Consider the following 23,548-nt stretch of genomic DNA (forward strand, 5'->3'; position numbering starts at 1 on the left):
AATGCGTTTGAAAGCGCTTATTTTAAGCCCGATCCTTCAAAACTGTCTTCAAATCGTCATCATCCGTAAAGTGAAAGCGTTTTGCTTCCTTTAAGATGCGCTGGGTCACTTCTGTAATATTGAACAGCAAACTGTAATCTAAACGCTCTGATATCTCCTTTTTAGTGTGGAGCATACGTCTTATTTCCGCTAAATCTTCTTCAATAGACTTCATTTCTTTGATGTCTTTAACCGTTAACCATTTATTGGCTTGATCTAAGGTTTTTAAAATATGATTTTCAATAATCACCACATTAATAGATTGTTTGGTATTGTGATCTTTGTGCACCCCTAAGGCCGACAAATAAGACAATAGTGCATGATTGAGGTAGGTTAGACGGAAGGCTGTAGCTTTTAATTTTTGATGCTTTTTAGGGTCTAATTGCATGTTTTGCCACACCATTACCAAAGCATTATCTGCTCTATGGGCTTTTCTTCTTGCTATTCGATATTCCAAATCGTCTGGATGTGGTGACTTATAAGCCTTTAAGATCGCTTTTAAATATGCGGAGTTATTCAAAATAACCAAACTTAACAACTCAGGAAGCTTTTTATATTGCCAATTAGGCCATAAAAAACGGATGACAATAAATGCAATTAAAGCACCATACACCGTATCTATAAGTCGGGGAGCCATAACATCAACCCCTTTCCCTGCGATGATATTAAACGCACAAAGCACAAAGAAAGTAATGAAAATAACACTTATAGAATACTGCCGTTTTAACCAAAAAAAGAACAGATAAGTCGATAAAATCATTAAAGCAATTTGGCCCGAAAAGGTAACCAATTGTATTACAAGAATACCGCTAACCACCCCAATGAGCGTTCCAAAAATACGTTGCAATAAAAACTTTCGGGTTTCACTATAACTCGGTTGCAACACAAGAAGCACGGTTAAAATGACCCATTCACCTTTTTCAATTTCAAAAAAGCGATAGGTGCAATATGCAATAACAAAAGCCAAACTTAACTGCAAGGCATAGCGCATTTTAGGATGGCTTATATGCAGCTGAGATTTAAACCGCTCAAAATAACTACGAGGGTCTTTTTCTAGCTTAGGAAGCATCACCAACTCGTAATTATCCTCAATATTTTTGAAAGCTAAATGCGAAGCTTTTAAATTTCTTATTAATAAACTAATCGGTAAAGACGGTTGAACATCATTATTCTTAATCGTGTTGGCAACGGCAGTGGTTACCCAATCTAAAGCTGTAGGATGCTTATAGGTTTTACCGGTGAGCAAACTGTGTCCAAATCGATGCGACGCGGTAGACAAGCCTCGTAATAATTGTCGGATGCCACCTATCACATCTTTATTAGAGGGATCCGTACTTAACAAATCGTAGCGTTCATGGCTTGAGGTGGCCCGTTCGTGCAAACTTTGCAACACCATAAAATAATATAGATACGGTTTTAGAACATTTTGGTCGGGCAAGGATTCGCCATAGCTATTTAAAACCTCCTTACAACGGTCTAAAGCCACCACCGTTTTCACATTTAACAAGGCTAAACTAGCTCTGATATCTTTCTGTTCTGAAGCCGTACTCGGAAAGAGTTTTGATTTTTCTTCAAAATATAACGACAAGGCCAAAAAGCCTCTTGCCAATTGTTCTTCTAGAAGACTGTAAGGTTTGAGGCGCAACTGTAGGTAAGACACCAATCCGTAAATCACAGCACCGGAAGTTAACAGAATAGGCTGCATATACCAATCAGGACTAATTTGCGTACCAATCATGGTGTAAATCCCGATTAACAACCCACCAAAACTAACGCCTCTAAAGCGCTCACTTATTCCACCAATGAGAATTAATAAAATGGTCGATAAGCCTAGTCCAACGCCTAAAATAATCGGGTAGGGCTGTAAGAGCTCTACCGAAACACTAGCAATAAGAAAACATATAATTTTCAAGGCCATTGATTTTAGGCGGCCTTTGGGATGATCATCCGTTTCTGATAAGGCACCAGCTAATGCCCCTAAACCTAAAGTTACCGCATAAAAAGGATAACCTAAACCCAAGGTAACAATTAACAACACTCCAATAACTAAGGTTGCTTTTGCCGAGAGTAAACGGTTAGGATTGCGAAGAAATTTGGTTTTATAAGTCGCCAACCAAGGAAGCTGTTTAAAACGTAAATTTTGTAGCTTCTTCATATCATTTGGGCATCTGCATTGGTTCGTCTTGTAAAATTAACGAATCGGCTTTAAATGACCCATAAGAATACGGATTAATTATCCTTTATCCATTCCGTAAAGGAGAATAAAAAAGTTCCTGCAGACTGCTTAAACAAAATCCTTTAAACCAAAATAAATTCCTTTTTATAAAATTTGAATCTAGTGGGTATTTTCATTTTTGGAAATAGTAAATTTGGACCTCGCATAAATTGAAACCGCATTACCATGAAAAACGAAACACAAGTAAAATGTCCTAACTGTGGGACATCTATAGATGTTCAAGATATATTGTCGCACCAACTTGAAGAAGAGATCAAGCAGAAATACCAATCTGAAATTGCTAGAACCAAAAAGCAATACAGTGTAGAGCAAGAGAAGTTAAAGCAAGAAAAATTAAATTTTGAACAGAAAAAAAAGCGTGAAAACGAGTTGTTTCAAGAGCGTTTAGCTCAGCAATTAAAGGCTGATAAAAAAGAAATTGAACACAAGCTGAAACAGAAGCTTAAAGATGAACAATTAGAACAGTTTGAAGCCCTTCAGAAAGAATTAAATGAGAAATCGGCCCAGGTTAGGGAGCTTAACCGATCTAAAGCGGAAATTGAAAAATTAAAGCGTGAAAAAGGGGAGCTGAAAGAAGCGGCTGAAGCTGAAGCTCAAAAGCGTTTAAACGATATTCTTCTTGCGGAACGTGAGAAAATAAAAAAGCTTGAAGAAGATAAAAATGAACTGCGTTTTAAGGAAATGCAAAAACAGTTAGAAGATCAGAAAAAGCTTACTGAAGAAATGAAACGCAAGCAAGAACAAGGCTCCATGCAATTGCAAGGTGAGGTTCAAGAATTAGCGATAGAGGAGTGGTTGGCCACTAAATTCCCTTTAGATACCATTGAAGAAATCAAAAAGGGGGCTCGTGGTGGCGACTGTATTCAAGTGGTTCATACTCGAACTGAACAAAACTGCGGAACCATTTATTACGAAAGTAAACGAACTAAAGATTTTCAGCCTAGTTGGATTGAAAAATTCAAAGCCGACATTAGAGATCGCGGGGCCAATGTTGGCGTTTTAGTAACTGAAGTAATGCCTTCAGACATGGACCGTATGGGATTAAAAGACGGTATTTGGATCTGTAATTACGAAGAGTTTAAAGGGCTTTGTACCGTATTGCGCGAGGGTATTTTACAAGTTAATAATGCCTTGGTGACGCAAGAAAACAAAGGCGACAAAATGGACTTACTCTACGACTACCTTACCAGCAGCACTTTCCGAATGTCTATTGAAGCCATTGTAGAAGGTTTTACCCAAATGAAATCGGACTTAGATAGTGAAAAGCGCTCTATGCAGCGTATTTGGAAGCAACGTGAAAAACAAATTGAAAAAGTAGTGATCAATACCATCGACATGTATGGTTCTGTAAAAGGTATTGCCGGAAATGCCATTCAATCTGTAAAAGCCTTAGAGCTTCCTGAAGGCGATTTGGAGGATTAAACGATGATTATTCAAAAAAGTTAAATCTATCCTAATTGACTTATGTCAATGCATAGGCGCTACGAAATTCGTAACTTTAGGTCATTGAATTTTAAAAAAAAAGCAGATGAATACACAACACTTACTTACCCCATATCATAAAAATATCACTTTGAAAAATCGCGTTGTAATGGCGCCAATGACGCGAAGTCGTGCAGACAACAAAGCTAAAGTTCCGACTAACGATTTACACGGTTTATATTACGAACAGCGTGCTTCAGCCGGCCTTATTATTACGGAAGGCTCTCAGGTTTCTAAAGAAGCTGTTGGTTATATTAACACGCCAGGAATTCACTCGGAAGCCCAAGTGGAAGGTTGGAAATCGGTTACCAAGCGTGTGCATGATAAAGGCGGAAAAATCTTTATTCAGTTATGGCATGTGGGGCGCATTTCTCATCCTGATTTTCATGATGGCGAACTCCCTGTTTCGGCCTCTGCAATAAACCCGAAAGCACAGTCGTACACCCCATCTGGATTTAAAGAAACTGTAACGCCAAAAGAAATGACCATAGAAGACATAAAGCGTACGGTTAAAGATTTTCAACAAGCCGCAGCCAATGCCGTTGAAGCGGGCTTTGATGGTGTAGAAATTCACTCTTCAAACGGTTATTTGTTTCAACAATTTTTCAATAATTGCTCTAACCAAAGAACGGACGATTATGGAGGAAGCATTGAAAACAAAACAAGATTCTTTTTTGAAGTTTTAGAGGCTTTAAAAGAGGTGATTCCGCAAGAAAAGATTGGGGTTCGTTTTAACCCTTCAGCACACGGTCTTTTTGGTATTACTGTAGATAAAGAAACCATTCCGACATTTGAATATATCATTAAAAAACTGAACGATTATAACCTTGCTTATGTGCACTTATCAGAACCATTTACGGATGTATCAGATGTTCCGTTTGCGGTAACTGATATCGCGAAGCATTTTCGTCCTTTATACAACGGAACGCTTATGATTAATGCCGGCTTTGACCAAGAAAAAGGAAATAAGATTCTCGCCGATGGTGATGCCGATCTTGTGGCTTACGGAAAACTTTATATTTCTAATCCTGATTTAGTTGAACGTTTTGAACAAGGTTTAGAACTAGCAGAATGGGATGAAGACACCTTTTACACCACAGGAGAAAAAGGCTATACGGATTACCCTGCGGCTTCAAAATAAAGCTGTTTTTACAACCTACAAAGCATGATTTCGTCCTTAGATAAAATCATGCTTTTTTTATGCCTTTTAATTTGTTATTTATCGTATACTAATCGCTTTTTTTTCAGGAGTAACTTAAGGTTTAAAAAATACTCATTTCAGAATGTGTCGTTACCTTTTCTAAGAGCTCCATACCTTTATACGAGTTGCCGTGTTTATTCAATTTAGGACTCCAGACTACCATGGCATAATTTTTTGGGTAGAGCGCCACAATGCCGCCACCAACACCACTTTTCCCTGGTAAGCCCACCCTAAACGCAAACTCTCCAGATTCATCATAAAATCCACAAGTGAGCATCAGTGCATTAATCCGCTTGCATTTATTCTTGGTGATAATTTTGGTGCCATCTGAAATTTTACAACCTTCATTAGCCAAAAACCCAAAGGTTCTAGACACCTCTTGGCAGGTCATTTCTAAGGAACACATATCAAAATAAAAGTCGAGCACTTCTTCGGGTTCATTGGTAATATTTCCAAAGGATTTAATAAAATTACAAAGCGCCACATTCCGATAGCCTGTTCTCTTTTCTGAATCTGCAATTTTATCTGAATAGTTAAGCTTTGGTAAATCGCTCAACTCTCGTACAAATTCTAAGAATTCTACTTTGGTATCTTTAAGATGCGTCATTAAAATATCGCAAATAACAATGGCTCCCGAATTGATAAAAGGATTTCTAGGAATACCCTTATAACTTTCTAAGAGCAGCAGCGAATCGAATTTTGTCCCTGAGGGCTCCACATCGACACGTTCCCATAAGGGTTCACCAACAATTTTATAAGCCAAGGTTAAGGATAAAACTTTCGCTATACTCTGAATAGAAAACTTATGTAAATCGTCCCCAATCCCAAAATGATTCCCGTCTATACAGGTCATATGCATTCCTAATTTTGAAGGATCTACATTGGCCAATTCGGGAATATAGGTGGCCAGTTCACCAGCGTCAGGAAGGGCTTTTACTTCCTCAAAAGCATTTTCTATAATACGACTATAACTTGTGTGCATCATTCTTAAGATTCATTACAACCTTTAAAATAAGTTATAATTCTGAGACCACACAATATTGCCTGCTTTGATTTAAAAAACTAAAACTTATAGTAAGATTCTTGTTTTAAAATCGGCACCCTAAGAGTATAATATTAAGCCTACACCAATCATAATCCCTAAAAGCGGCACCAACTTTTTACGTTTGTTCTGCTCTTTAAAGACCAAACCACCAACCACCACAGCGATTAGAATTTGGCTTCGCTTTATAGCAGACAGCAGCATAATTAGGGCGTCTGGATCTTGGAGCGCTTTAAAATAAAAGTAATCTGCCGCTTGTAGTAACACCCCAACTGCAATGATGGACCAACGAAAGGTAAAGGCACGGCGTTTTTCGGCATAAGGAAACCAAGTCACGGTAAGAATAACCAGTAAAATAAGTATGGTATAAAAGCAAAACCAGAATTGTAAGGTTTGTGGATTTAGGCTTAGATTCTGAATCAAAAATTTATCGTATAAGCCACTAGAAGCTCCTAGAAACGTAGCGCCTATAATGGCAAAAATCCACTTATTTCGTTTGAAATTGATCCCTTCTTTTTTACCAATTTTAGAATATAAGATGACTGAAAATATAATGAGGAAAAAACCTATCCACTGCAAAACATTTGGGCGTTCTTGATAAAGTAATATCGCCCCAATAAAGGTGAAAAAGGGACCTGCTGACCGAATAGGCGTAACAATCGTTATAGGTAAGTGTTTCAGTGCTTGATAGGCTAGAATCCATGAACTGGCCATTATAGCCGATTTTATAAAAATAAAACCATGTGTAGACCAAGGAAGTTTCTGAAAATTATAGCCGTTAGCCATGGCATATTCCGGATAATATAAAGACAAGAGATAGAAACTTGCAATAAATAAAAAACCACTAGAAACCGTTCCTAATAACACAGGAAACACTTCATTTCCTTTTACGGCATGCTTTTTACAAAGGTTATGTAATCCTAAAAAAAGTGCCGCTAATAAGCCTAAATACATCCACATGGCGCGAATATAATATTTAGCGCCTAATTGCTTCCTCTAAGACCTTTGTTTTTTAAACTTATTTATTCAAATGTATGGCGCTGCTCGGCAATCACTGAGGATTTAAGTAAATGATGAAACGTTTTTATAGTATCAAAATTATGAGTAATCTCTTCGGAAACAGCCACTCCAGACACACCAGTCTCTAAAATATCTTTAACTGCTGTCGTCTTAACACCTCCAAAACCAATAACAGGAATTGGCGTCTCTAAAACATCCATAATTGAGGCGTAACCTTTAATCCCTAAAGAGGGTTTGGTAGGAGTCTCTGAACCTTCAACCTTATAAGGTCCTAAAAATATATAATCGACCTCTTTTTGCGCTAAAGCTTCACAGTCTTGAAGGGTATGAGCTGTAGCACCTATAATTTGCCAGGTATACAATTCAGTCCTTAAATCTGTAGGGCAGAGGTCCGTATTTTCAATATGAACCCCATCGGCTTTCACAGCTTTAGCAACCTCATAAGCATCACAAATAATTAATCGGGTTTGAAAATGACTTGTAATCCCTCGAGCCGATTGCGCAAGTTCTAAATGTTCAGCTTCGGGAAACGTTGCTAAAGATAGCTGTACCCATTCCGCACCAGACGTACAGGCACTTTGAATATTTTGTAACATAATTTCTGGCGTTGCTCCTTCAGAAATATAATGCAGTTTAGAAACGTTTCTCATTGTTCTCCTTAATTTTTAACTCCGATGTGCAAAAGTACAAAGGTTTCTATAGTCGCTGTCTGCTTTTGCTTTCAAACTTAAAAAGATGTTCTGTTTTAGTTTATCGGGCTTCAATTTCGACTTAAAAACAGTAAGCACTTTAGCTGTTGAATAAAAAAAAAGCTTGCAAACACAAGGTTTACAAGCTTCTTAAAGTGTGCTTTATCTAGAATTGCACTCTAGTTCAATCGCTTCTTTATTTATTTAATGGCCTCTAACAATTTCTCAGCAACCATTTCTGAAGAGGCTGGATTTTGACCTGTAATAAGGTGACCATCTTGTAAGGCGTATGGTGCCCAATTGTCTTTATTAGAATACATAGCTCCGTTTTCTATGAGCATATCTTCTAAAAGAAATGGTACCACTTCCGTTAAGCCTACAGCAGCTTCTTCTTTATTAGAAAAGCCTGTTACTTTTTTACCTTTTACTAAAGCCGTTCCGTCTTCATTTTTAACATCCTTTAAAACTGCAGGTGCGTGACAAACGAAGGCGATAGGTTTGTCTTGACGATCAAATTTTTCGATTAAAGCAACCGAATCCGCATCATTACTTAAATCCCATAATGGACCATGTCCACCAGGATAGAATACGGCATCAAAATCATCCGCATTCATCTCTGATAAGACTTTAGTATGCGCTATTTTCTGTTGTGCATCTTCGTCTTTATCGTAACGTTCTGTTGCAGCAGTGGCCGCATCTGGACTGTCGCTACTTGGATCTATTGGTGCCGCACCTCCTTTAGGCGTGGCTATAGTAATATCTACACCTTTATCTAACAAGGTGTAATATGGGCTTGCAAATTCTTCAACCCAAAATCCTGTTTTCTTTCCCGTATCTCCTAATTGATCGTGAGAGGTTAATACAAATAATACTTTCATGTTTTTATCTTTTTTAGGTTCTATATTTTCTTCTGAAATTTTTTCAGAAACAACTTCCTTTTTCACTTCTTTACAACTCGAAGCTGTAATGATAGTCAGTGTTAAGGCTAATGTTTTAATAAAATTCATCCTTAAAATTAGTAGGCCATTTTTACAATCTTCTCAACGCGGTCTGGCGATAAGGTTTGGTGCTCTCCTAAGCCCATCCACTTACGCGCCTTAAAACGTTTCGCGATTTCTTCAGCTGTCCCTTCGTAATCTTCGGTGTAATCCGATAACTTGGTATCAATACCTAATTGGTGGAAGAAGGCCTCCGTTTTATCAATAGCGGCGTAAGCTTTATCATCAATACTTCCTTCAGTAATGTTCCAAACGCGCTCTGCATATTGCGCTAATTTTTCTTTTTTCGTATCGAAATTGTATTTGTAATGGCTCGGTGCAATCACGGCTAAAGTTCTAGCATGATCTATACCAAATAAGGCCGTTAATTCATGTCCCATAGCGTGCACAGCCCAATCCGTTGGCACTCCTTTTTGGATTAATCCGTTTAAAGCCATTGTACAGCTCCACATAAAATTAGATGCGGCTTTATAATCCGTAGGATCGGCTAAAACTTTTGGTGCCACTTCAATTAAGGTTTGCAAAATGCTTTCTGCAAAACGATCTTGAAGCAAAGCTCCGATTGGGTAGGTCATATACTGCTCTAAAACATGAGTAAACGCATCGGTAATACCGTTAGCCAACTGACGTTCTGGTATAGAAGTAATCACCTGTGGATCTAAAATTGAAAACTTCGGAAATAATCCAGGTCCGCCCATGGCTAATTTCTCCTTAGTTTCCGCTCTTGTAATCACAGAACCCGAGTTCATCTCAGATCCTGTCGCTGGTAAGGTTAAAACGGTACCAAATGGCATGCCTTTTTCAGTACGAATGTTTTGCGTTAAAATATCCCACGGCGTATCTCCTTCATATAAGGCTGCCGCTGATAAAAACTTAGTCCCATCGATAACAGAACCACCTCCAACAGCAAGTAAATACGTGATGTTTTCGTCTTTAATAACTTTTAAGGCTTCCATTAATTTAGCATATTCCGGATTTGCAGGAATTCCACCAAACTCTATGACGTTAACTTTTGATAAGGCGGTTTTAACCTGATCGTAAATTCCATTTTTCTTAATGCTACCACCACCGTAAAGCAGTAATACTTTAGCATCCTGAGGAATTTCATTTTCTAACTTTTCTATAGTATCCTTTCCAAAAATAATTTTGGTAGGATTTTGATATTCAAAATTGTTCATCTTTTTCTTTTTAAATAATTAATAATAGGGGCTTGCGATAAGCTGTGGTTTCAGAATTAAATCTTAACCACCATTTTACCTTTGTTTTTCCCATCAAATAAATCGATAAAGGCTTGTGGTATGTTCTCAAATCCTTCAACAATAGTTTCAGAATAGGTCAGCTTATCATCACTTAACCAGCCTGATAAGGCTTTCACGGCTTCTGGGAATTTAGCGGCATAGTTAGAAACAATAAATCCTTGCATTAAGGCGCTGTTCTTCACTAAGAATGGTTGTACGCTTAAACTTTTAGGAACTTCAGTACTGTTGTACACCGAAATTGCCCCACAAATAATAATTCTAGCAAAGTGGTTAATATTCACTAAAACCGCATCTGAAATTGGTCCACCAACATTATCAAAATAAACATCTACACCGTTTGGAGCGGCTTTAGCAATCGCTTCTTGCATGTTTTCCGTAGTGTTGTAATTGATCCCTTCATCAAAACCGAATTTCGATTTTAAAAGCTCTACTTTTTCATCTGTACCGGCAATACCAATAACTCTCAAACCTAGAATTTTTCCTATTTGTCCCACTACAGATCCTACAGCACCTGCAGCTCCAGAGACAACTAGGGTTTCACCTTTTTTCGGTTTCCCGATCTCTGTAAGTCCACAATAGGCTGTTAATCCTGTCATTCCTAAAATACCTAAATAAGCACTTAATGGGGCTTTTGATGGATCTACTTTGGTAAGACCTTCACCGTTAGAAACTTGTTGGGTTTGCCAATTGAGCAATCCTGAAACATAATCTCCTTCCGAAAAATCATCGTTTTTAGAAGTTACAACTTTAGCGATAACGCCAGAGTGGACAGGTTCGTCTAATTTAAAAGGCGGTACATACGATTTAGCATCGCTCATACGACCTCTTAAATAAGGATCTACAGAGACGTAAGCTGCTTCTAGTAAAATTTCGCCGTCTTTGATGGCTAATTCAGAATCTTGTTCTACAAATTCAAAATTTGAAGTTGAAGGTTTTCCTTCTGGTCTGTTTTTTAATATGATTGTCTTTGTCATTTCTTTTAAATTTTTTAATTAATCCATTACCGTTACTAAATCTTCCATCGGTTTTCTCACCTTTACGAGATTTACTAACCAGTCTTCATTTGTTTCTCTATAGCCTATTGGCATTAAAACAGCACTACGTAAGCCTTTTTCTCTTAGTCCTAAAATTTTATCGACTGCAGTAGGGTCAAAGCCCTCTATAGGTGTCGCATCTACACCTTCAAAAGCTGCAGCGGTTAAGGCCTGAGAAAAGGCGATATAAGCTTGTTTTGCCGCGTGGTTAAAATTCTCTTCAGCATCTTTCTTCGGATAAGCGTTTAATAACATTTGGCGGTAATTTTCCCAACCTTCATTTTTAAAGCCACGGATATCATTGGTTAAATCGAACATATAATTAATACGGTCTTCTGTGTAGGTATCCCAAGCCGCGAAAACAAGGAGGTGAGAACAGTCTGTAATTACAGATTGGTTCCATGCTACTGGTTTTATTTGCTCTAAAAGCTCTTGATTTTTAACCACTATAATCTCAAAAGGCTGGAGTCCACTTGACGTTGGGGCCAAACGTGCGGCTTCTAGTATATTCTGAAGTTTTTCTTCAGGTACCGTTTCACCATTCATCGCTTTTGCGGCGTAACGCCAGTTTAATTTATCTAATAATTCCATAGTTAATTTATTTCTTTTTTAGTTGTGTTTGTGTATTGCGTTAATTTCATCTGATTTAATAATAACGTTCTTCGCCGGACTTGAGTTCGACATATATACCATAGCATTGGCAATGGCTTCGGCCTCAACAATGCGATATTTTTTAAGAGGCCCTATTAATAGAGGACTTATGAGTTTAAAAAGAGAAAGTCCAAATTTTTCTAAAGCTCTTGCTTCGTCTCGGTCGCCGCCAATAAGTGAGGGTCTGAGTATAAATGTGTGGTCTAAATTTTGTGCTAAAACGGCAGCTTCCATTTCGCCCTTAACTTTGTTATAAAAAATAGCGCTGTTTGCATTGGCGCCCATAGCCGAAACTACAGCATAGCTACGGATACCATTTTCTTTTGCTAATTTGGCTGCAGAGACCGGAATCCCGAAATCAATCTTTTTATACTGATCTTTGTCTGGAGTTTTCGATTTGGTCGTACCAATACAACAATAAACCTCATCGCCTGTAAAGTCGGAACGAAACTGTTCTAAATTCAATAAGTCACCTATATACTGTTCTACCTTTGGCGATGTCACAGACGTGACTTTAGACCTAGAAAATAACTTAATAGTCGCATAACGCGGGTCATTTATCAACTGCTGAAGGAGTTGAGATCCTGTTAATCCTGTAGCTCCTAATATTATCGCTATTTTTCCCATGTTAGGCATTCATTTTTATACTATCCCAAGCCGCTTGATACGCTTCTTCTATATGCGATTCATCCATCTTAAAAGTGCCACGTTTCTGATTTATCATTAAAAAGGATAGGGGGTTGATGGCATAAGCGTAGAGAATAAAGTCGGAAAGCGGTTTTATAATGCCTTCTCTTTTACCACGTTGCCATAAATCTACTAAAGGCTGAAGGTGTTTAATGCCTTCCATACGGCTAGGTTCATCTATCATAGGCGTGTTATCACACTGCGCTAAAAACATAGCGTGTTCACACTCTTTTAATTTAAAATCCGCAATACGTTTCCAGATATACTCAAAACCAGCTTCCACACTCATAGACTCATCATAATTTTCAAAAGCATAATTGGTGTATTCTGCTTTGACATCAATATAGGTCTGATTAACGAGATCTTGTTTGTTTTCAAAATAAAGATAAATTGTAGCTGGCGACACCTTAGCCATTTTCGCTATTTTACTCATTGGCGTGGCGTGGAAACCATTATTGTTCACCAACTCAATAGTCGCCTGCACAAGTGCGTTACGTTTATCAATACTTTTTTGAAGTTTTGCCATGTCATTATCTAATTCTGATACAAATGTAAGTAAAAATGAACGTTCATTCTTTTTTTTAACAAAGGTTTATACTTAAGCTTAAAAGCTATAGCAAGAGAAGGCTGAACGGGAATCTTATATGGAAATGAAACGAGCTAAGGCTTTAAGGAAACGCGTTAAGCCCCTTCAAGTAAAGGTTTTAATTTAGCAGTAAATAAATCAAAGCGATTTATAGTTAATTTAAAATTATAGATATTATGTCACAACCGTGGGAAGATAAAGTAAAAGGAAACTGGAATATAGCAAAAGGAAAAATCAAGCAAAAGTGGGGTGAAGTCACTGATGACGATTTAGACTATGCCGAAGGAAAAGAAGATGAACTTGTAGGACGCATTCAAAAGCGTACTGGAGAAACGAAAGAAAAGATCAATTCATTTCTGAACGATCTTAAATATTAAGCATCACTAAATAATAAGTGCAATCCTGCTTCGGCAGGATTTTTTTTGTCTATGACTGCAAATTTTTATGTAAATACATAATTCTCACTTAAGCCTAAACCGTTAAAAACACAAAATGGTCAAGCTGTACTGTCCTGCTGAAACTCAATTTAAAAGGGCTTTTTTCGCAGATTTAAAATTTAATAATTAAATTATGAAAATTACTTTGGTAAAATAGAAGTAAATTAATTTCTTGCACGATTAAATTTTAAGATCCATGGATAACTTAATTACCTTTTCAATCACTGTATTTACGGGCTTTTTCGCGATTACAAATCCGATCTCTAATCTTACCGTTTTTTTGTCTTTAACCCAAGGAGAAGACAAAGCAACTAAGCAAGACATTAATAAACGGGCCAATTTTATTGCTTTTATTATTGTTACGGTCTTTATTATTTTGGGGAAATATATTTTTGAGCTATTCAATATTAGTATTCCTGCCTTTAAAATTACAGGGGGCATCTTAATTTTCTTTATTGGGTTTGAAATGCTTCAGTCTAAAAAATCGAATGTAAAAAACATTAAGAATGTAGATGAAGATGAAAACATTGCCATATCTCCTTTGGCGATTCCTATTCTTGCCGGACCAGGAACCATTGTAACAGCAATGAACTTTGTGGCTAATGCGGCTCCCTTAAAAATTATTTTAGTCATAGCCATTTTTGGCTTTATGAGTGTTTTAACCTATGTAACCTTTAGTTTGAGTAACTTTGTGGTGAGAATTGTTGGAAACAACGTGATCTCTGTAATTGGAAAAATTATGGGTTTAATTATTGCCATTATCGGAACCGGAATGGTAATCCAAGGGATTAAAATTTCATTCAATCTTATTACGCAATAAGACTTATAGCTCTACGCTATTCTAAAAGATGCGCATGTGGCATCTATAACATTTTAGTCAAAGAGGATCGTTTTAAAACGGTCCTCTTTTTTTTTTTGATCTTATCCTAATCTGATGCCTCTCGGCGTGTTAATTCTAAATTTAAGAAAAACGCAACTTATTTGATAATATGACATCTATCATAAAATAAGACCCTGTCGTAAAGTAAATTTGGTAAAAATTAAACGCCTTTATTATGAATATATCACACATTGAACATTTAGGAATAGCGGTTGAGAATCTCGAAGAGTCTATTGCATACTATGAAAACGTACTGGGTTTAAAATGTTATTCCATTGAGGAGGTTGAAGATCAAAAAGTCAAAACCGCCTTTTTTTTGGTCGGTAATACAAAAATTGAATTGTTAGAAAGCACCTCGCCTGAGGGGCCAATTGGGAAATACATCGCTAAAAAAGGGCAGGGCATTCATCATATCGCCTTTGCTGTAGACGATGCTACCGAAGCTCTAAAAACGGCAGAATCACGTGGTGTAAAACTCATCGATAAGGTGTCGCGCAAAGGAGCCGAAGGATTAGATATCGGGTTTTTACATCCCAAATCGACCTTAGGTGTGCTCACCGAGCTTTGTTCTAAGCAAAACTAAATTCAAACTTTTTACAGATCAGTAAATTATAATTTTTATGGCAAATCAAGATAAAATTAACGAGCTCATAGAAAAAAGAACCCAAGCCAAATTAGGTGGTGGAGAGAAACGAATAGACTCTCAGCATGCCAAAGGGAAACTTACAGCTCGTGAACGTATAGCAATTCTTTTAGATGATGATAGTTTTGAAGAATTTGACATGTTTGTAACGCATAGAACAAAATCTTTCGGCTTAGACAAGCAAGTCTACCTTTCCGATGGTGTTGTTACAGGCCATGGTACAATAGACGGTAGAGTTGTTTATTTATTCGCACAAGATTTCACCGTATTCGGAGGGTCTTTATCTGAAACCTACGCTTTAAAAATTTGTAAGGTGATGGATATGGCCATGAAAATTGGTGTTCCGTTAATTGGGTTGAATGATTCTGGAGGGGCTCGTATTCAAGAAGGGGTAAGATCTCTTGCGGGTTATGCTGAAATTTTCCAACGTAATATTATGGCCTCCGGAGTGATTCCACAAATCTCTTCAATCTTAGGCCCTTGTGCTGGTGGAGCGGTTTATTCTCCTGCCTTAACAGACTTTACCATTATGACTGAAGAAACCAGTTATATGTTTGTAACGGGTCCTAAGGTGGTGAAATCAGTGACAGGTGAAGTCGTGACTGCCGATCAATTGGGTGGCGCTAAAATTCATTCCACACGTTCTGGCGTATCGCATTTCTTAGCAGAAAATGATGAAGAAAACTTACTCCTTATTCGTAAGCTATTGAGTTATATGCCTGCTAATAATTTGGAAGAAGCTCCGATTATTCCTTGTAACGATCCTATAGACCGCTTAGAAGATGCCTTAAATGATATTATTCCTGAAAATCCTAATCAGCCTTATGATATTGTAGATGTTATTTCTATCCTAGCCGATCACGGTGAGTTTACCGAAGTTCATAGAAATTACGCTAGAAATATTGCCGTTGGTTTTGCTCGTTTTAATGGGCGTCCGGTTGGAATTGTTGCCAACCAACCTAAATATTACGCCGGGGTTCTAGATATTGATGCCTCTAGAAAAGCAGCGCGTTTTGTACGTTTCTGTGATGCCTTTAATATCCCTATTGTCACTTTAGTTGATGTCCCAGGCTTCTTACCAGGAACCGGACAAGAATACGGTGGTATAATTCTTCATGGTGCTAAACTCTTATTTGCATACGGAGAAGCTACTGTGCCTAAAGTTACCATTACATTACGTAAGTCTTATGGTGGCGCGCACGATGTTATGAGCTGTAAACAGTTACGAGGCGATTTAAATTACGCTTGGCCTACGGCTGAAATTGCTGTGATGGGCGCCAAAGGTGCTGTTGAAGTTTTAGAAGGCTCTAACATTAGAAAAATTGAAAGTGATTCTGAAAAAGAAGATTACATCCAAAAGAAAGAAGATGAATACACCCACAAATTTGCGAACCCTTATCAAGCCGCAAAATACGGGTTTATTGATGATGTTATTGAACCGAGAAACACACGTTTCAGAATTATTAGAGCACTAGAATTACTTCAGAATAAAAAAGATACCAACCCGCCTAAAAAGCATTCAAATCTCCCTTTATAATGATACAGATTCTATTAAATACAGATCCTATTAGTGAAGGCTATGTGATACTCATAACGGGACTACTCATTGTTTTTGGAGCCTTAGTCATCCTAGCCCTTTTCTTTAATTTCGGTTTACCCGTATTGCTTTATGTCTATAAGATTATTACCAAGGGGAAAGACAAAAAGATCAGTGAGATTAAGGTAAAAGGCGATACTGGTTTTACAGGTGAAATTTCAGCCGTAATCGGAGCCTCAGTTCATATGTATTTGAGTGAGCAACACGATCATGAAAGCGCCATTTTAACCATCAAACAGGTGAAAAAAACCTATTCGCCATGGAGTTCTAAAATTTACGGCATTCAAAATAGATTATAACAGACTTACGAGTAGATTTCATGGTAAGACAAGACCTTTTTCGACCTGTTGTCAGAACATGAAAACCACACTCACAACACTATAAACATATGAAAAGTTATAAATTCAAAGTCAACGAAAACGGCTATACGGTTAATATTAAATCACACGAGGATAATATTATTAATTTAGAAGTCAACGGCACGCCTTACGAGGTGGTGATGAAAGCAGATGTTAAAACGACCAAAACGCCAACCTTAGTGCGTTCTGCTTCAAAACAACCTGCCGTTCCTTTAAAAGTTAATCCAAAATCTGCAAAAACCAGAATTGTGGCACCAATTCCAGGGGTTATTCTTTCACTAAACGTTAAAGTAGGGGATGTCATTAAAGAAAACGACTTGCTCTTAGTGTTAGAGGCCATGAAAATGGAGAACAATATTGTAGCAGAAAAATCGGGTACCGTAACAGCCATTAAAGTTGAAGTTGGTCAACAGGTTTTACAAGATGCCCTAATGATAGAATTAGAATAATGATTTCTTTTCCACTATTTCTATTTCATATTAACCCACAGTTAAACGAACAAAAATGAAAAAACTAATCATCATATTCAGTGTTTTATCATTACTGATTTTTATAAGACCAGTATTAGGTTTGGGCGCTAATAACGAGGTTATGGAAACCACAGTCGTTTCCAATACACAAGTACAAACACCTGACGAAGAAAACGTATTAGATGGGGCGTTTAAAGGCATTAAAACCTTCTATAACTATACCGGATTTGCCAATGCGACTTCCGGACATATCATTATGATTATTGTTGGGATTATCTTTATCTATTTAGGTATTAAATACGATTACGAACCTTTACTTCTTATTCCTATTGGTATTGGTGTTATCATAGGAAATATACCGTTTGTTGCCGGCAACCAAACCGGAATTTACGAAACTGGTTCCGTACTAAATTATCTCTATTTTGGGGTCGTCAAAGGGGTGTATCCGCCTCTGATCTTTTTAGGTATTGGTGCCATGACGGATTTCTCATCTTTAATCGCTAATCCTAAACTAATGCTACTAGGGGGCGCTGCCCAAATTGGTGTCTTTGCAACGTTTTTAGGCGCCCTCTATTTAGGATTTAACTTACCAGAAGCCGGAGCTATAGGAATTATTGGAGGCGCTGATGGTCCAACCGCTATTTTCCTATCTTCAAAATTAGCCAATGGTATTAACGTGCTCGCCGATGGTACTACCGTGAAAAACCTAATTGGCCCAATTGCCATCGCTGCTTATTCTTACATGGCTTTAGTCCCTGTGATTCAACCGCCATTAATGCGCTTACTCATTTCAAAAGAAGATCGAAAAATTAAGATGAAACCTCCTAGAGCGGTCACTCAAAAAGAGAAAATGATCTTCCCGGTTGTCGCTTTAATCTTAACCCTATTTATATCACCGAGTGCGCTACCCTTATTAGGGATGCTCTTCTTTGGTAATTTATTAAAAGAATCTGGGAGAACAGAACGTTTAGCAGAAACAGCACGTACCAAATTAATTGATATCGTAACCATTCTGTTAGGGGTAACCGTAGGCGCTTCAACACAAGCCGATATTTTTATCACTAAAGATTCAATGTTAATCTTTGGCCTAGGAGCAATTTCCTTTGTTATCGCGACTTGTGGTGGCTTATTATTTGCTAAATTTATGAACCTCTTTTTAAAAGACGGCAATAAAATTAATCCACTAATCGGAGCTGCAGGGGTTTCTGCTGTTCCAGATAGTGCTAGAGTAGTCCATACGGAAGGCTTAAAGTCAGACCCAAGTAATTATTTACTTATGCATGCCATGGCTCCAAATGTCTCGGGTGTTATTGGTTCTGCCATTGCCGCCGGTATCATATTGAGTTTCTTAGGCTAAGCGCTTAAGTATTATCGCATTTTAAAATTCTAATTATTATGAATACAACGAACAAACCTCTTTTTTCCGAATTCTCACCCGTGTCTAAATCGGAGTGGATGGAAAAAGTGACTGCCGATTTAAAAGGCGCGGATTTTAATAAAAAACTTGTTTGGAAAAACTTAAACGATCTCAATTTTCAACCTTGTTATACCAGACAAGATTCTATAACACAACTAAAAAACACAGGGGTTAATTCACAATCGCTAGTGAATTATAGAACCATTGATGTGGTTAACGCTCAACAAGGAAACAGCTCCGCTTTAACCGCTATAGAAGAAGGGCTTAACGGACTTCTCTTTCATATAAACACTCCTGTAGAGGTATCGAAAATATTAAAGGGTATAGATCTTAATACTTATAGCGTTTCCTTTAAGTTAAACAACGATGCTGTAGCATTTACAAAAGATTTAGTGGCTTACGCGAAAGACACCAACCTTAAAGGTTTTATTGATACAGGCCTCATTTCTCAGTATGTCACCACAGGCGTTTATAAAGCCAGTGCCATAGATGACCTTGCAGAACTTATTGAATTAACTTCGTTTTTCCCTAATCTTAAAGTGTTGACCGTTTCGGGTACCGAATTCTTAGATTCTGGAGCAAACCAAGTTCAAGAAATTGCTTATACCTTAAATGATTTAGTTTTCTTAGTTGAACAACTAAAAGAAAAAGGCATCTCAGCACAGAGCGTCTTTGACCATCTTAATATTAATCTTGCTATAGGTCTGGAGTACTTTGTTGAAATCGGAAAATTTAGAGCATTTAATAATTTACTTACTGAAGTAGCTGCCAAATATGGTGTGGATGATTTCTGCCATACCCTTACGGCTAAAACCTCACTATGGAGTAAATCGGTTACCGATACAGAAACCAATCTCTTGCGTTGTACCACCGAAGCTATGTCGGCCATTTTAGGAAATGTCAACGGGGTTGTTATTGATCCTTACGATGCTTCTTATAAAGCGCCTACTGACTTTTCTAAGCGTATCGCGGGGAACATTACAACCATTTTAAAAGAGGAATCTTACTTCGGAAAAGTGTCTAACCCTGTAGATGGAGCCTATTATATTGAAGAAGTCAGCTCTAAAATCGCTGAAAAAGCGCTAGAATTATTTAAAGCGATTGAAGCGCAAGGTGGATTCTATACAGCCTTTGAAGCTGAAAAGATTCAGCAACAAATAGCTGAAATACGCCTAAGAAAGTTGAAACTTATGAGCCAACGTCGTACAGCGATGGTCGGCATTAACAAGTATCCTAATCTTATGGAAACGGTAGATAAGACGCTGCTAGCAACTAAAACCTCAACAGATCCAAAAGTTTTAACACCGCGTCGTGCCTCTTTAGAAATTGAAGCTATGCGTAGTGTTACGGAAGATATCGTTGCGCAAACCAATGCTCGTCCTGTTGTAAAACTCGCAAGCTATGGAAATCTAACCATGCGAAAAGCAAGAGCGGCATTTGCTTACGACTTTATTGGGGTGAGTGGTTTTGATGTACACCAAGAAGAAAGCTTTGAGAACGCCACAATAGCAGCAACCCAAAGTGCGCAATCTGATGCTGATGTTGTTGTTATCTGTAGCTCAGATCAAGATTATGACGCTACGGCTTTAGAGTTTGTAACAACCTTTAGACAACTTAATAAATCTAAAGTTTTGCTTTTAGCAGGAGCGCCTAAAAACTTAGAGCAATTAACGGCCGCCGGACTAGACGGCATTATAAATATGAAAACGGATGTGCTTGAAACCCTTACGGCTCTTCAGAAAAACACCCAAAAATCCTTAACATCTTTAGAAATATAAAGGCCTTAATTTTCCTTTATACCACTATTGAAACCTCTAAATACTAAAGTTATGAAACCCGATTTTTCAGATATAACATTAAATAAAGCCGTTAAACATACGGTTGAAACAAAAGAAGAGACTAAGGACATTTGGAACACGCCCGAAGGTATTCCCGTAAAAAAACATTTTAGTAAAGCTGATCTTTCTGAAGCAGAACATTTAGACTTCACTGCTGGTGTACCGCCATTTTTAAGAGGTCCTTATAGCGCCATGTATGCCATGCGTCCTTGGACCATTAGACAGTATGCCGGATTTTCAACAGCCGAAGAATCTAACGCCTTTTACAGACGAAATCTTGCCGCAGGTCAAAAAGGACTTTCGGTAGCTTTTGATTTGGCCACACACCGTGGATACGATTCCGATCACCCACGTGTTACCGGTGATGTTGGTAAAGCTGGTGTTGCTATCGATTCTATTTTAGATATGGAAATCTTGTTCGATCAAATTCCATTAGATAAAATGTCGGTGTCTATGACCATGAATGGGGCAGTGCTCCCAATTATGGCTTTTTACATTGCAGCGGCTAAAAAACAAGGTGTGGCTTTAGACCAATTATCAGGAACCATTCAGAATGATATTCTAAAAGAATTTATGGTCCGAAACACCTATATCTACCCACCAGCACCATCTATGCGAATTATTGGTGATATTTTCGACTATACCACGAAGTATATGCCAAAATTCAACTCTATTTCTATTAGTGGTTACCATATGCAAGAAGCAGGCGCTACCGCCGATATTGAATTGGCTTACACCTTAGCGGATGGGATGGAATATATAAGAACCGGATTAAAATCGGGCTTAAAAATTGATGAGTTTGCGCCGCGGCTCTCCTTTTTCTGGGCCGTTGGGATGAATCATTTTATGGAAATCGCTAAAATGCGTGCTGCAAGAATGTTATGGGCAAAAATCATAAAATCCTTTAACCCTAAGAACCCAAAATCAATGGCCTTGCGGACGCATAGTCAGACCTCAGGTTGGAGTTTAAGTGAACAAGATCCTTTTAATAATGTGGCCCGTACTTGTATTGAAGCTATGGCAGCTACCTTAGGCGGTACCCAATCCTTACACACCAATGCTTTAGATGAAGCTATTGCTTTACCTACAGATTTCTCTGCTAGAATTGCTAGAAATACCCAGATTTTTATTCAAGAGGAAACCAAAACGACCAAAGCCGTAGATCCATGGGCAGGTTCTTATTATGTTGAATATTTAACCCAAGAAATTGCTAAAAAGGCATGGGCGCTTATTGAAGAAGTCGAAGAACTAGGCGGCATGGCAAAAGCGATTGAAACTGGAGTTCCTAAACTGAGAATTGAAGAAGCTTCAGCCCGTAAGCAAGCTAGGTTAGATTCTGGACAAGATATATTAGTCGGCGTAAATAAGTTTAAAACCAGTGAAAAATCGAATATAGAGATCTTAGAAGTTGATAATACCGTTGTGAGAGAATCTCAGATTGCCCGATTAAATAAAATGAAAGCCGAACGTGATTCTGAAGTGGTTGCGGCCAATTTAAAAGCTTTAGAAGATTGCGCAGGTGGTAAGAAAGGTAATTTATTGGCCTTAGCCGTTGAAGCTGCTGAAAACTTTGCCACCTTAGGTGAAATTTCTGATGCTTTAGAAGTGCACTTCGGAAGACATAAAGCTGCCACCAAACTTATAAGCGGTGTTTATGGTAAAGAAGTCAATAACGATACCACCTATGAACGTGCTCAGAAATTAGCCGATAAATTTGCGGAAATTGAAGGTCGAAGACCAAGGGTTATGATTGCTAAAATGGGACAAGACGGTCATGATCGTGGTGCTAAAGTGGTCGCTTCTAGTTTTGCAGATCTCGGTTTTGATGTCGATATGGGTTCCTTGTTTCAAACGCCTGAAGAAGTAGCGAAACAAGCCATTGAAAATGATGTGCACTTTATTGGTGCTTCTAGTTTAGCAGCGGGACACAAAACCTTAATTCCGCAGTTAATTGGACAATTAGAACAATTAGGCCGACCAGATATTATGGTGTTTGCAGGAGGTGTAATCCCTGCTCAAGATTATGATTTCTTATTAGAACGAAAAGTCGTAGCTATTTTTGGTCCTGGTACAGTAATCTCGGAATCGGCCATTACCATAATGGAGAAATACCTCGAAAAAGAATAAGTGTTTAACCAAGTTTAAGTTGATGATTAGAAAAGTCTGTACCTGTAATGGGTTCAGGCTTTTTTATCTTGAACGGGCCTTTAATAAGGTTTCCAAATCGTGGTTGCAGTAGCACAAATCTTAGATGTGCCTTTAACAGTAATGCTGTGACGATACGATTGAGGCTCCTCTAATTGCTCCGTTAAAGAGACCACCGTATCTCCCAATTGTGCTTCAGCAATAAAACGACCATCAATGACTTGAAGAAAATGAGAATTTACGATTGTTTCAGGGATGGTTTCAATAACCCATTGCAAATAACGAATATTGTTTAGGTGTTTATTCATATCCGTATCAAATCGGTGCACTTTAAATTCTCCTGTAAAATTGGGATTATTAACCGCTTGAATTTTTTTCTTAATATTCGCTGTAATGGAAGGAGTTTCTGAAGACGACCAGCGAGAAATTATCGTATCGTAAATAGGAGTGGGCCTTCGTTTTTCAATATCAAAAAACACCCACAAGCCTTTAGCACGACCAATGATATTCTGGTTTTCATCAAAAATAAGATTCTCTCTATAACCTTTTATGGTAGAATAATTAGATAACCAAGTTCTAATGGTAACTCGTTCTTTGTAACTAGGGTAGCGTTCCATTTTCAACACCCCTGAAAATAAGACCCAGCCGATGTTTTTCTTCAGTAAATCGAATAAGCTATAATCAATGGCGTGACAATGTTCCGCAGCAGTTTCCTCGAGCAAGGCCAACATAATTGCCGGAGTCGCTAAGCCTAATGCATTCATTTCAAAATAACGCAACTCAAACGACTTGTCAAAATAAACGGCGTCTGTCATAGTTTGGAATTTTGAATATTACA

22 protein-coding genes are annotated in these 23,548 nt (G+C 37.9%); 11 read left to right on the plus strand and 11 right to left on the minus strand.

Annotation, left to right across the window (positions count from 1 at the left end; translation table 11 throughout):
- Positions 1 to 22 precede the first annotated feature (22 nt).
- Positions 23 to 2,194, minus strand: a complete 2,172-nt coding sequence (locus ACFQ13_RS02205; protein WP_386113538.1) for an FUSC family membrane protein — start codon at positions 2,192 to 2,194, stop codon at positions 23 to 25.
- A gap of 246 nt (positions 2,195 to 2,440) precedes the next feature.
- Between ACFQ13_RS02205 and ACFQ13_RS02210 the strand changes: the two genes are divergently transcribed.
- Positions 2,441 to 3,697 (plus strand): DUF2130 domain-containing protein, encoded by a 1,257-nt coding sequence (locus tag ACFQ13_RS02210; protein WP_386113540.1) that lies wholly within the window; start codon positions 2,441 to 2,443, stop codon positions 3,695 to 3,697.
- 106 nt (positions 3,698 to 3,803) lie between these two features.
- The gene (locus ACFQ13_RS02215) at positions 3,804 to 4,898 is read left to right on the plus strand and encodes an alkene reductase (protein WP_386113542.1); all 1,095 of its coding nucleotides are present in this window, start codon (positions 3,804 to 3,806) and stop codon (positions 4,896 to 4,898) included.
- Between the two features lie 121 nt (positions 4,899 to 5,019).
- On the opposite strand, the gene ACFQ13_RS02220 is transcribed toward ACFQ13_RS02215, so the two are convergent.
- The 9 genes from ACFQ13_RS02220 to ACFQ13_RS02260 all read right to left on the minus strand — a co-directional run bounded on the left by ACFQ13_RS02220 (position 5,020) and on the right by ACFQ13_RS02260 (position 12,864).
- Positions 5,020 to 5,940 (minus strand): glutaminase, encoded by a 921-nt coding sequence (locus tag ACFQ13_RS02220; RefSeq protein ID WP_386114122.1) that lies wholly within the window; start codon positions 5,938 to 5,940, stop codon positions 5,020 to 5,022.
- A gap of 120 nt (positions 5,941 to 6,060) precedes the next feature.
- A complete protein-coding gene (locus tag ACFQ13_RS02225) occupies positions 6,061 to 6,960 on the minus strand; it encodes an EamA family transporter (RefSeq protein WP_386113544.1) in 900 nt (299 codons plus the stop codon).
- A gap of 62 nt (positions 6,961 to 7,022) precedes the next feature.
- Positions 7,023 to 7,670 (minus strand): thiamine phosphate synthase, encoded by a 648-nt coding sequence (locus ACFQ13_RS02230; protein WP_386113546.1) that lies wholly within the window; start codon positions 7,668 to 7,670, stop codon positions 7,023 to 7,025.
- Between the two features lie 239 nt (positions 7,671 to 7,909).
- Positions 7,910 to 8,716 carry a type 1 glutamine amidotransferase domain-containing protein gene (locus ACFQ13_RS02235; RefSeq protein ID WP_386113548.1) on the minus strand — a complete coding sequence of 269 codons (807 nt, stop codon included), beginning with the start codon at positions 8,714 to 8,716 and terminating at the stop codon, positions 7,910 to 7,912.
- Between the two features lie 8 nt (positions 8,717 to 8,724).
- A complete protein-coding gene (locus tag ACFQ13_RS02240; protein WP_386113550.1) occupies positions 8,725 to 9,885 on the minus strand; it encodes an iron-containing alcohol dehydrogenase in 1,161 nt (386 codons plus the stop codon).
- 56 nt (positions 9,886 to 9,941) lie between these two features.
- Complete coding sequence (locus tag ACFQ13_RS02245; protein ID WP_386113552.1) at positions 9,942 to 10,940, minus strand: NADP-dependent oxidoreductase; 999 nt, start codon at positions 10,938 to 10,940, stop codon at positions 9,942 to 9,944.
- Positions 10,941 to 10,958: 18 nt separating this feature from the next.
- Positions 10,959 to 11,591 carry an NAD(P)H-dependent oxidoreductase gene (locus ACFQ13_RS02250; RefSeq protein ID WP_386113553.1) on the minus strand — a complete coding sequence of 211 codons (633 nt, stop codon included), beginning with the start codon at positions 11,589 to 11,591 and terminating at the stop codon, positions 10,959 to 10,961.
- A gap of 18 nt (positions 11,592 to 11,609) precedes the next feature.
- Positions 11,610 to 12,278, minus strand: coding sequence for an NAD(P)H-binding protein (locus ACFQ13_RS02255; protein WP_386113554.1), 669 nt, complete (start codon positions 12,276 to 12,278; stop codon positions 11,610 to 11,612).
- A 1-nt stretch (position 12,279) separates the two neighbouring features.
- A complete protein-coding gene (locus ACFQ13_RS02260; protein WP_386113555.1) occupies positions 12,280 to 12,864 on the minus strand; it encodes a TetR/AcrR family transcriptional regulator in 585 nt (194 codons plus the stop codon).
- A gap of 236 nt (positions 12,865 to 13,100) precedes the next feature.
- Here ACFQ13_RS02260 and ACFQ13_RS02265 point away from each other — a divergent pair, with 236 nt between their 5' ends.
- The 9 genes from ACFQ13_RS02265 (at position 13,101) to scpA (ending at position 22,692) form a co-directional block, all read left to right on the plus strand.
- Positions 13,101 to 13,301 (plus strand): CsbD family protein, encoded by a 201-nt coding sequence (locus ACFQ13_RS02265; protein WP_386113556.1) that lies wholly within the window; start codon positions 13,101 to 13,103, stop codon positions 13,299 to 13,301.
- A gap of 256 nt (positions 13,302 to 13,557) precedes the next feature.
- Entirely contained in the window at positions 13,558 to 14,181 is a 624-nt protein-coding gene (locus ACFQ13_RS02270) for a MarC family protein (RefSeq protein ID WP_386113557.1), read from the plus strand.
- A 235-nt stretch (positions 14,182 to 14,416) separates the two neighbouring features.
- Complete coding sequence (gene mce, locus ACFQ13_RS02275; protein WP_386113558.1) at positions 14,417 to 14,824, plus strand: methylmalonyl-CoA epimerase; 408 nt, start codon at positions 14,417 to 14,419, stop codon at positions 14,822 to 14,824.
- Positions 14,825 to 14,861: 37 nt separating this feature from the next.
- Positions 14,862 to 16,421 carry an acyl-CoA carboxylase subunit beta gene (locus ACFQ13_RS02280; RefSeq protein ID WP_386113560.1) on the plus strand — a complete coding sequence of 520 codons (1,560 nt, stop codon included), beginning with the start codon at positions 14,862 to 14,864 and terminating at the stop codon, positions 16,419 to 16,421.
- Positions 16,421 to 16,780 (plus strand): OadG family protein, encoded by a 360-nt coding sequence (locus ACFQ13_RS02285; protein ID WP_386113562.1) that lies wholly within the window; start codon positions 16,421 to 16,423, stop codon positions 16,778 to 16,780. Before ACFQ13_RS02280 ends, ACFQ13_RS02285 begins: the two co-directional genes overlap by 1 nt.
- Before the next feature lie 89 nt (positions 16,781 to 16,869).
- Positions 16,870 to 17,289, plus strand: a complete 420-nt coding sequence (locus tag ACFQ13_RS02290) for a biotin/lipoyl-containing protein (protein WP_386113564.1) — start codon at positions 16,870 to 16,872, stop codon at positions 17,287 to 17,289.
- A 55-nt stretch (positions 17,290 to 17,344) separates the two neighbouring features.
- Positions 17,345 to 18,667, plus strand: coding sequence for a sodium ion-translocating decarboxylase subunit beta (locus ACFQ13_RS02295; RefSeq protein ID WP_386113566.1), 1,323 nt, complete (start codon positions 17,345 to 17,347; stop codon positions 18,665 to 18,667).
- 38 nt (positions 18,668 to 18,705) lie between these two features.
- Positions 18,706 to 20,505 carry a methylmalonyl-CoA mutase family protein gene (locus ACFQ13_RS02300; RefSeq protein WP_386113568.1) on the plus strand — a complete coding sequence of 600 codons (1,800 nt, stop codon included), beginning with the start codon at positions 18,706 to 18,708 and terminating at the stop codon, positions 20,503 to 20,505.
- A gap of 51 nt (positions 20,506 to 20,556) precedes the next feature.
- Positions 20,557 to 22,692, plus strand: coding sequence for a methylmalonyl-CoA mutase (gene scpA, locus ACFQ13_RS02305; RefSeq protein ID WP_386113571.1), 2,136 nt, complete (start codon positions 20,557 to 20,559; stop codon positions 22,690 to 22,692).
- 80 nt (positions 22,693 to 22,772) lie between these two features.
- Here scpA and ACFQ13_RS02310 read toward each other — a convergent pair whose 3' ends face one another.
- The gene (locus tag ACFQ13_RS02310; RefSeq protein ID WP_386113572.1) at positions 22,773 to 23,525 is read right to left on the minus strand and encodes an acyl-[acyl-carrier-protein] thioesterase; all 753 of its coding nucleotides are present in this window, start codon (positions 23,523 to 23,525) and stop codon (positions 22,773 to 22,775) included.
- Between the last annotated feature and the right edge of the window lie 23 nt (positions 23,526 to 23,548).

Source organism: Winogradskyella rapida (assembly GCF_042675845.1).
Classification (GTDB): domain Bacteria; phylum Bacteroidota; class Bacteroidia; order Flavobacteriales; family Flavobacteriaceae; genus Winogradskyella; species Winogradskyella rapida.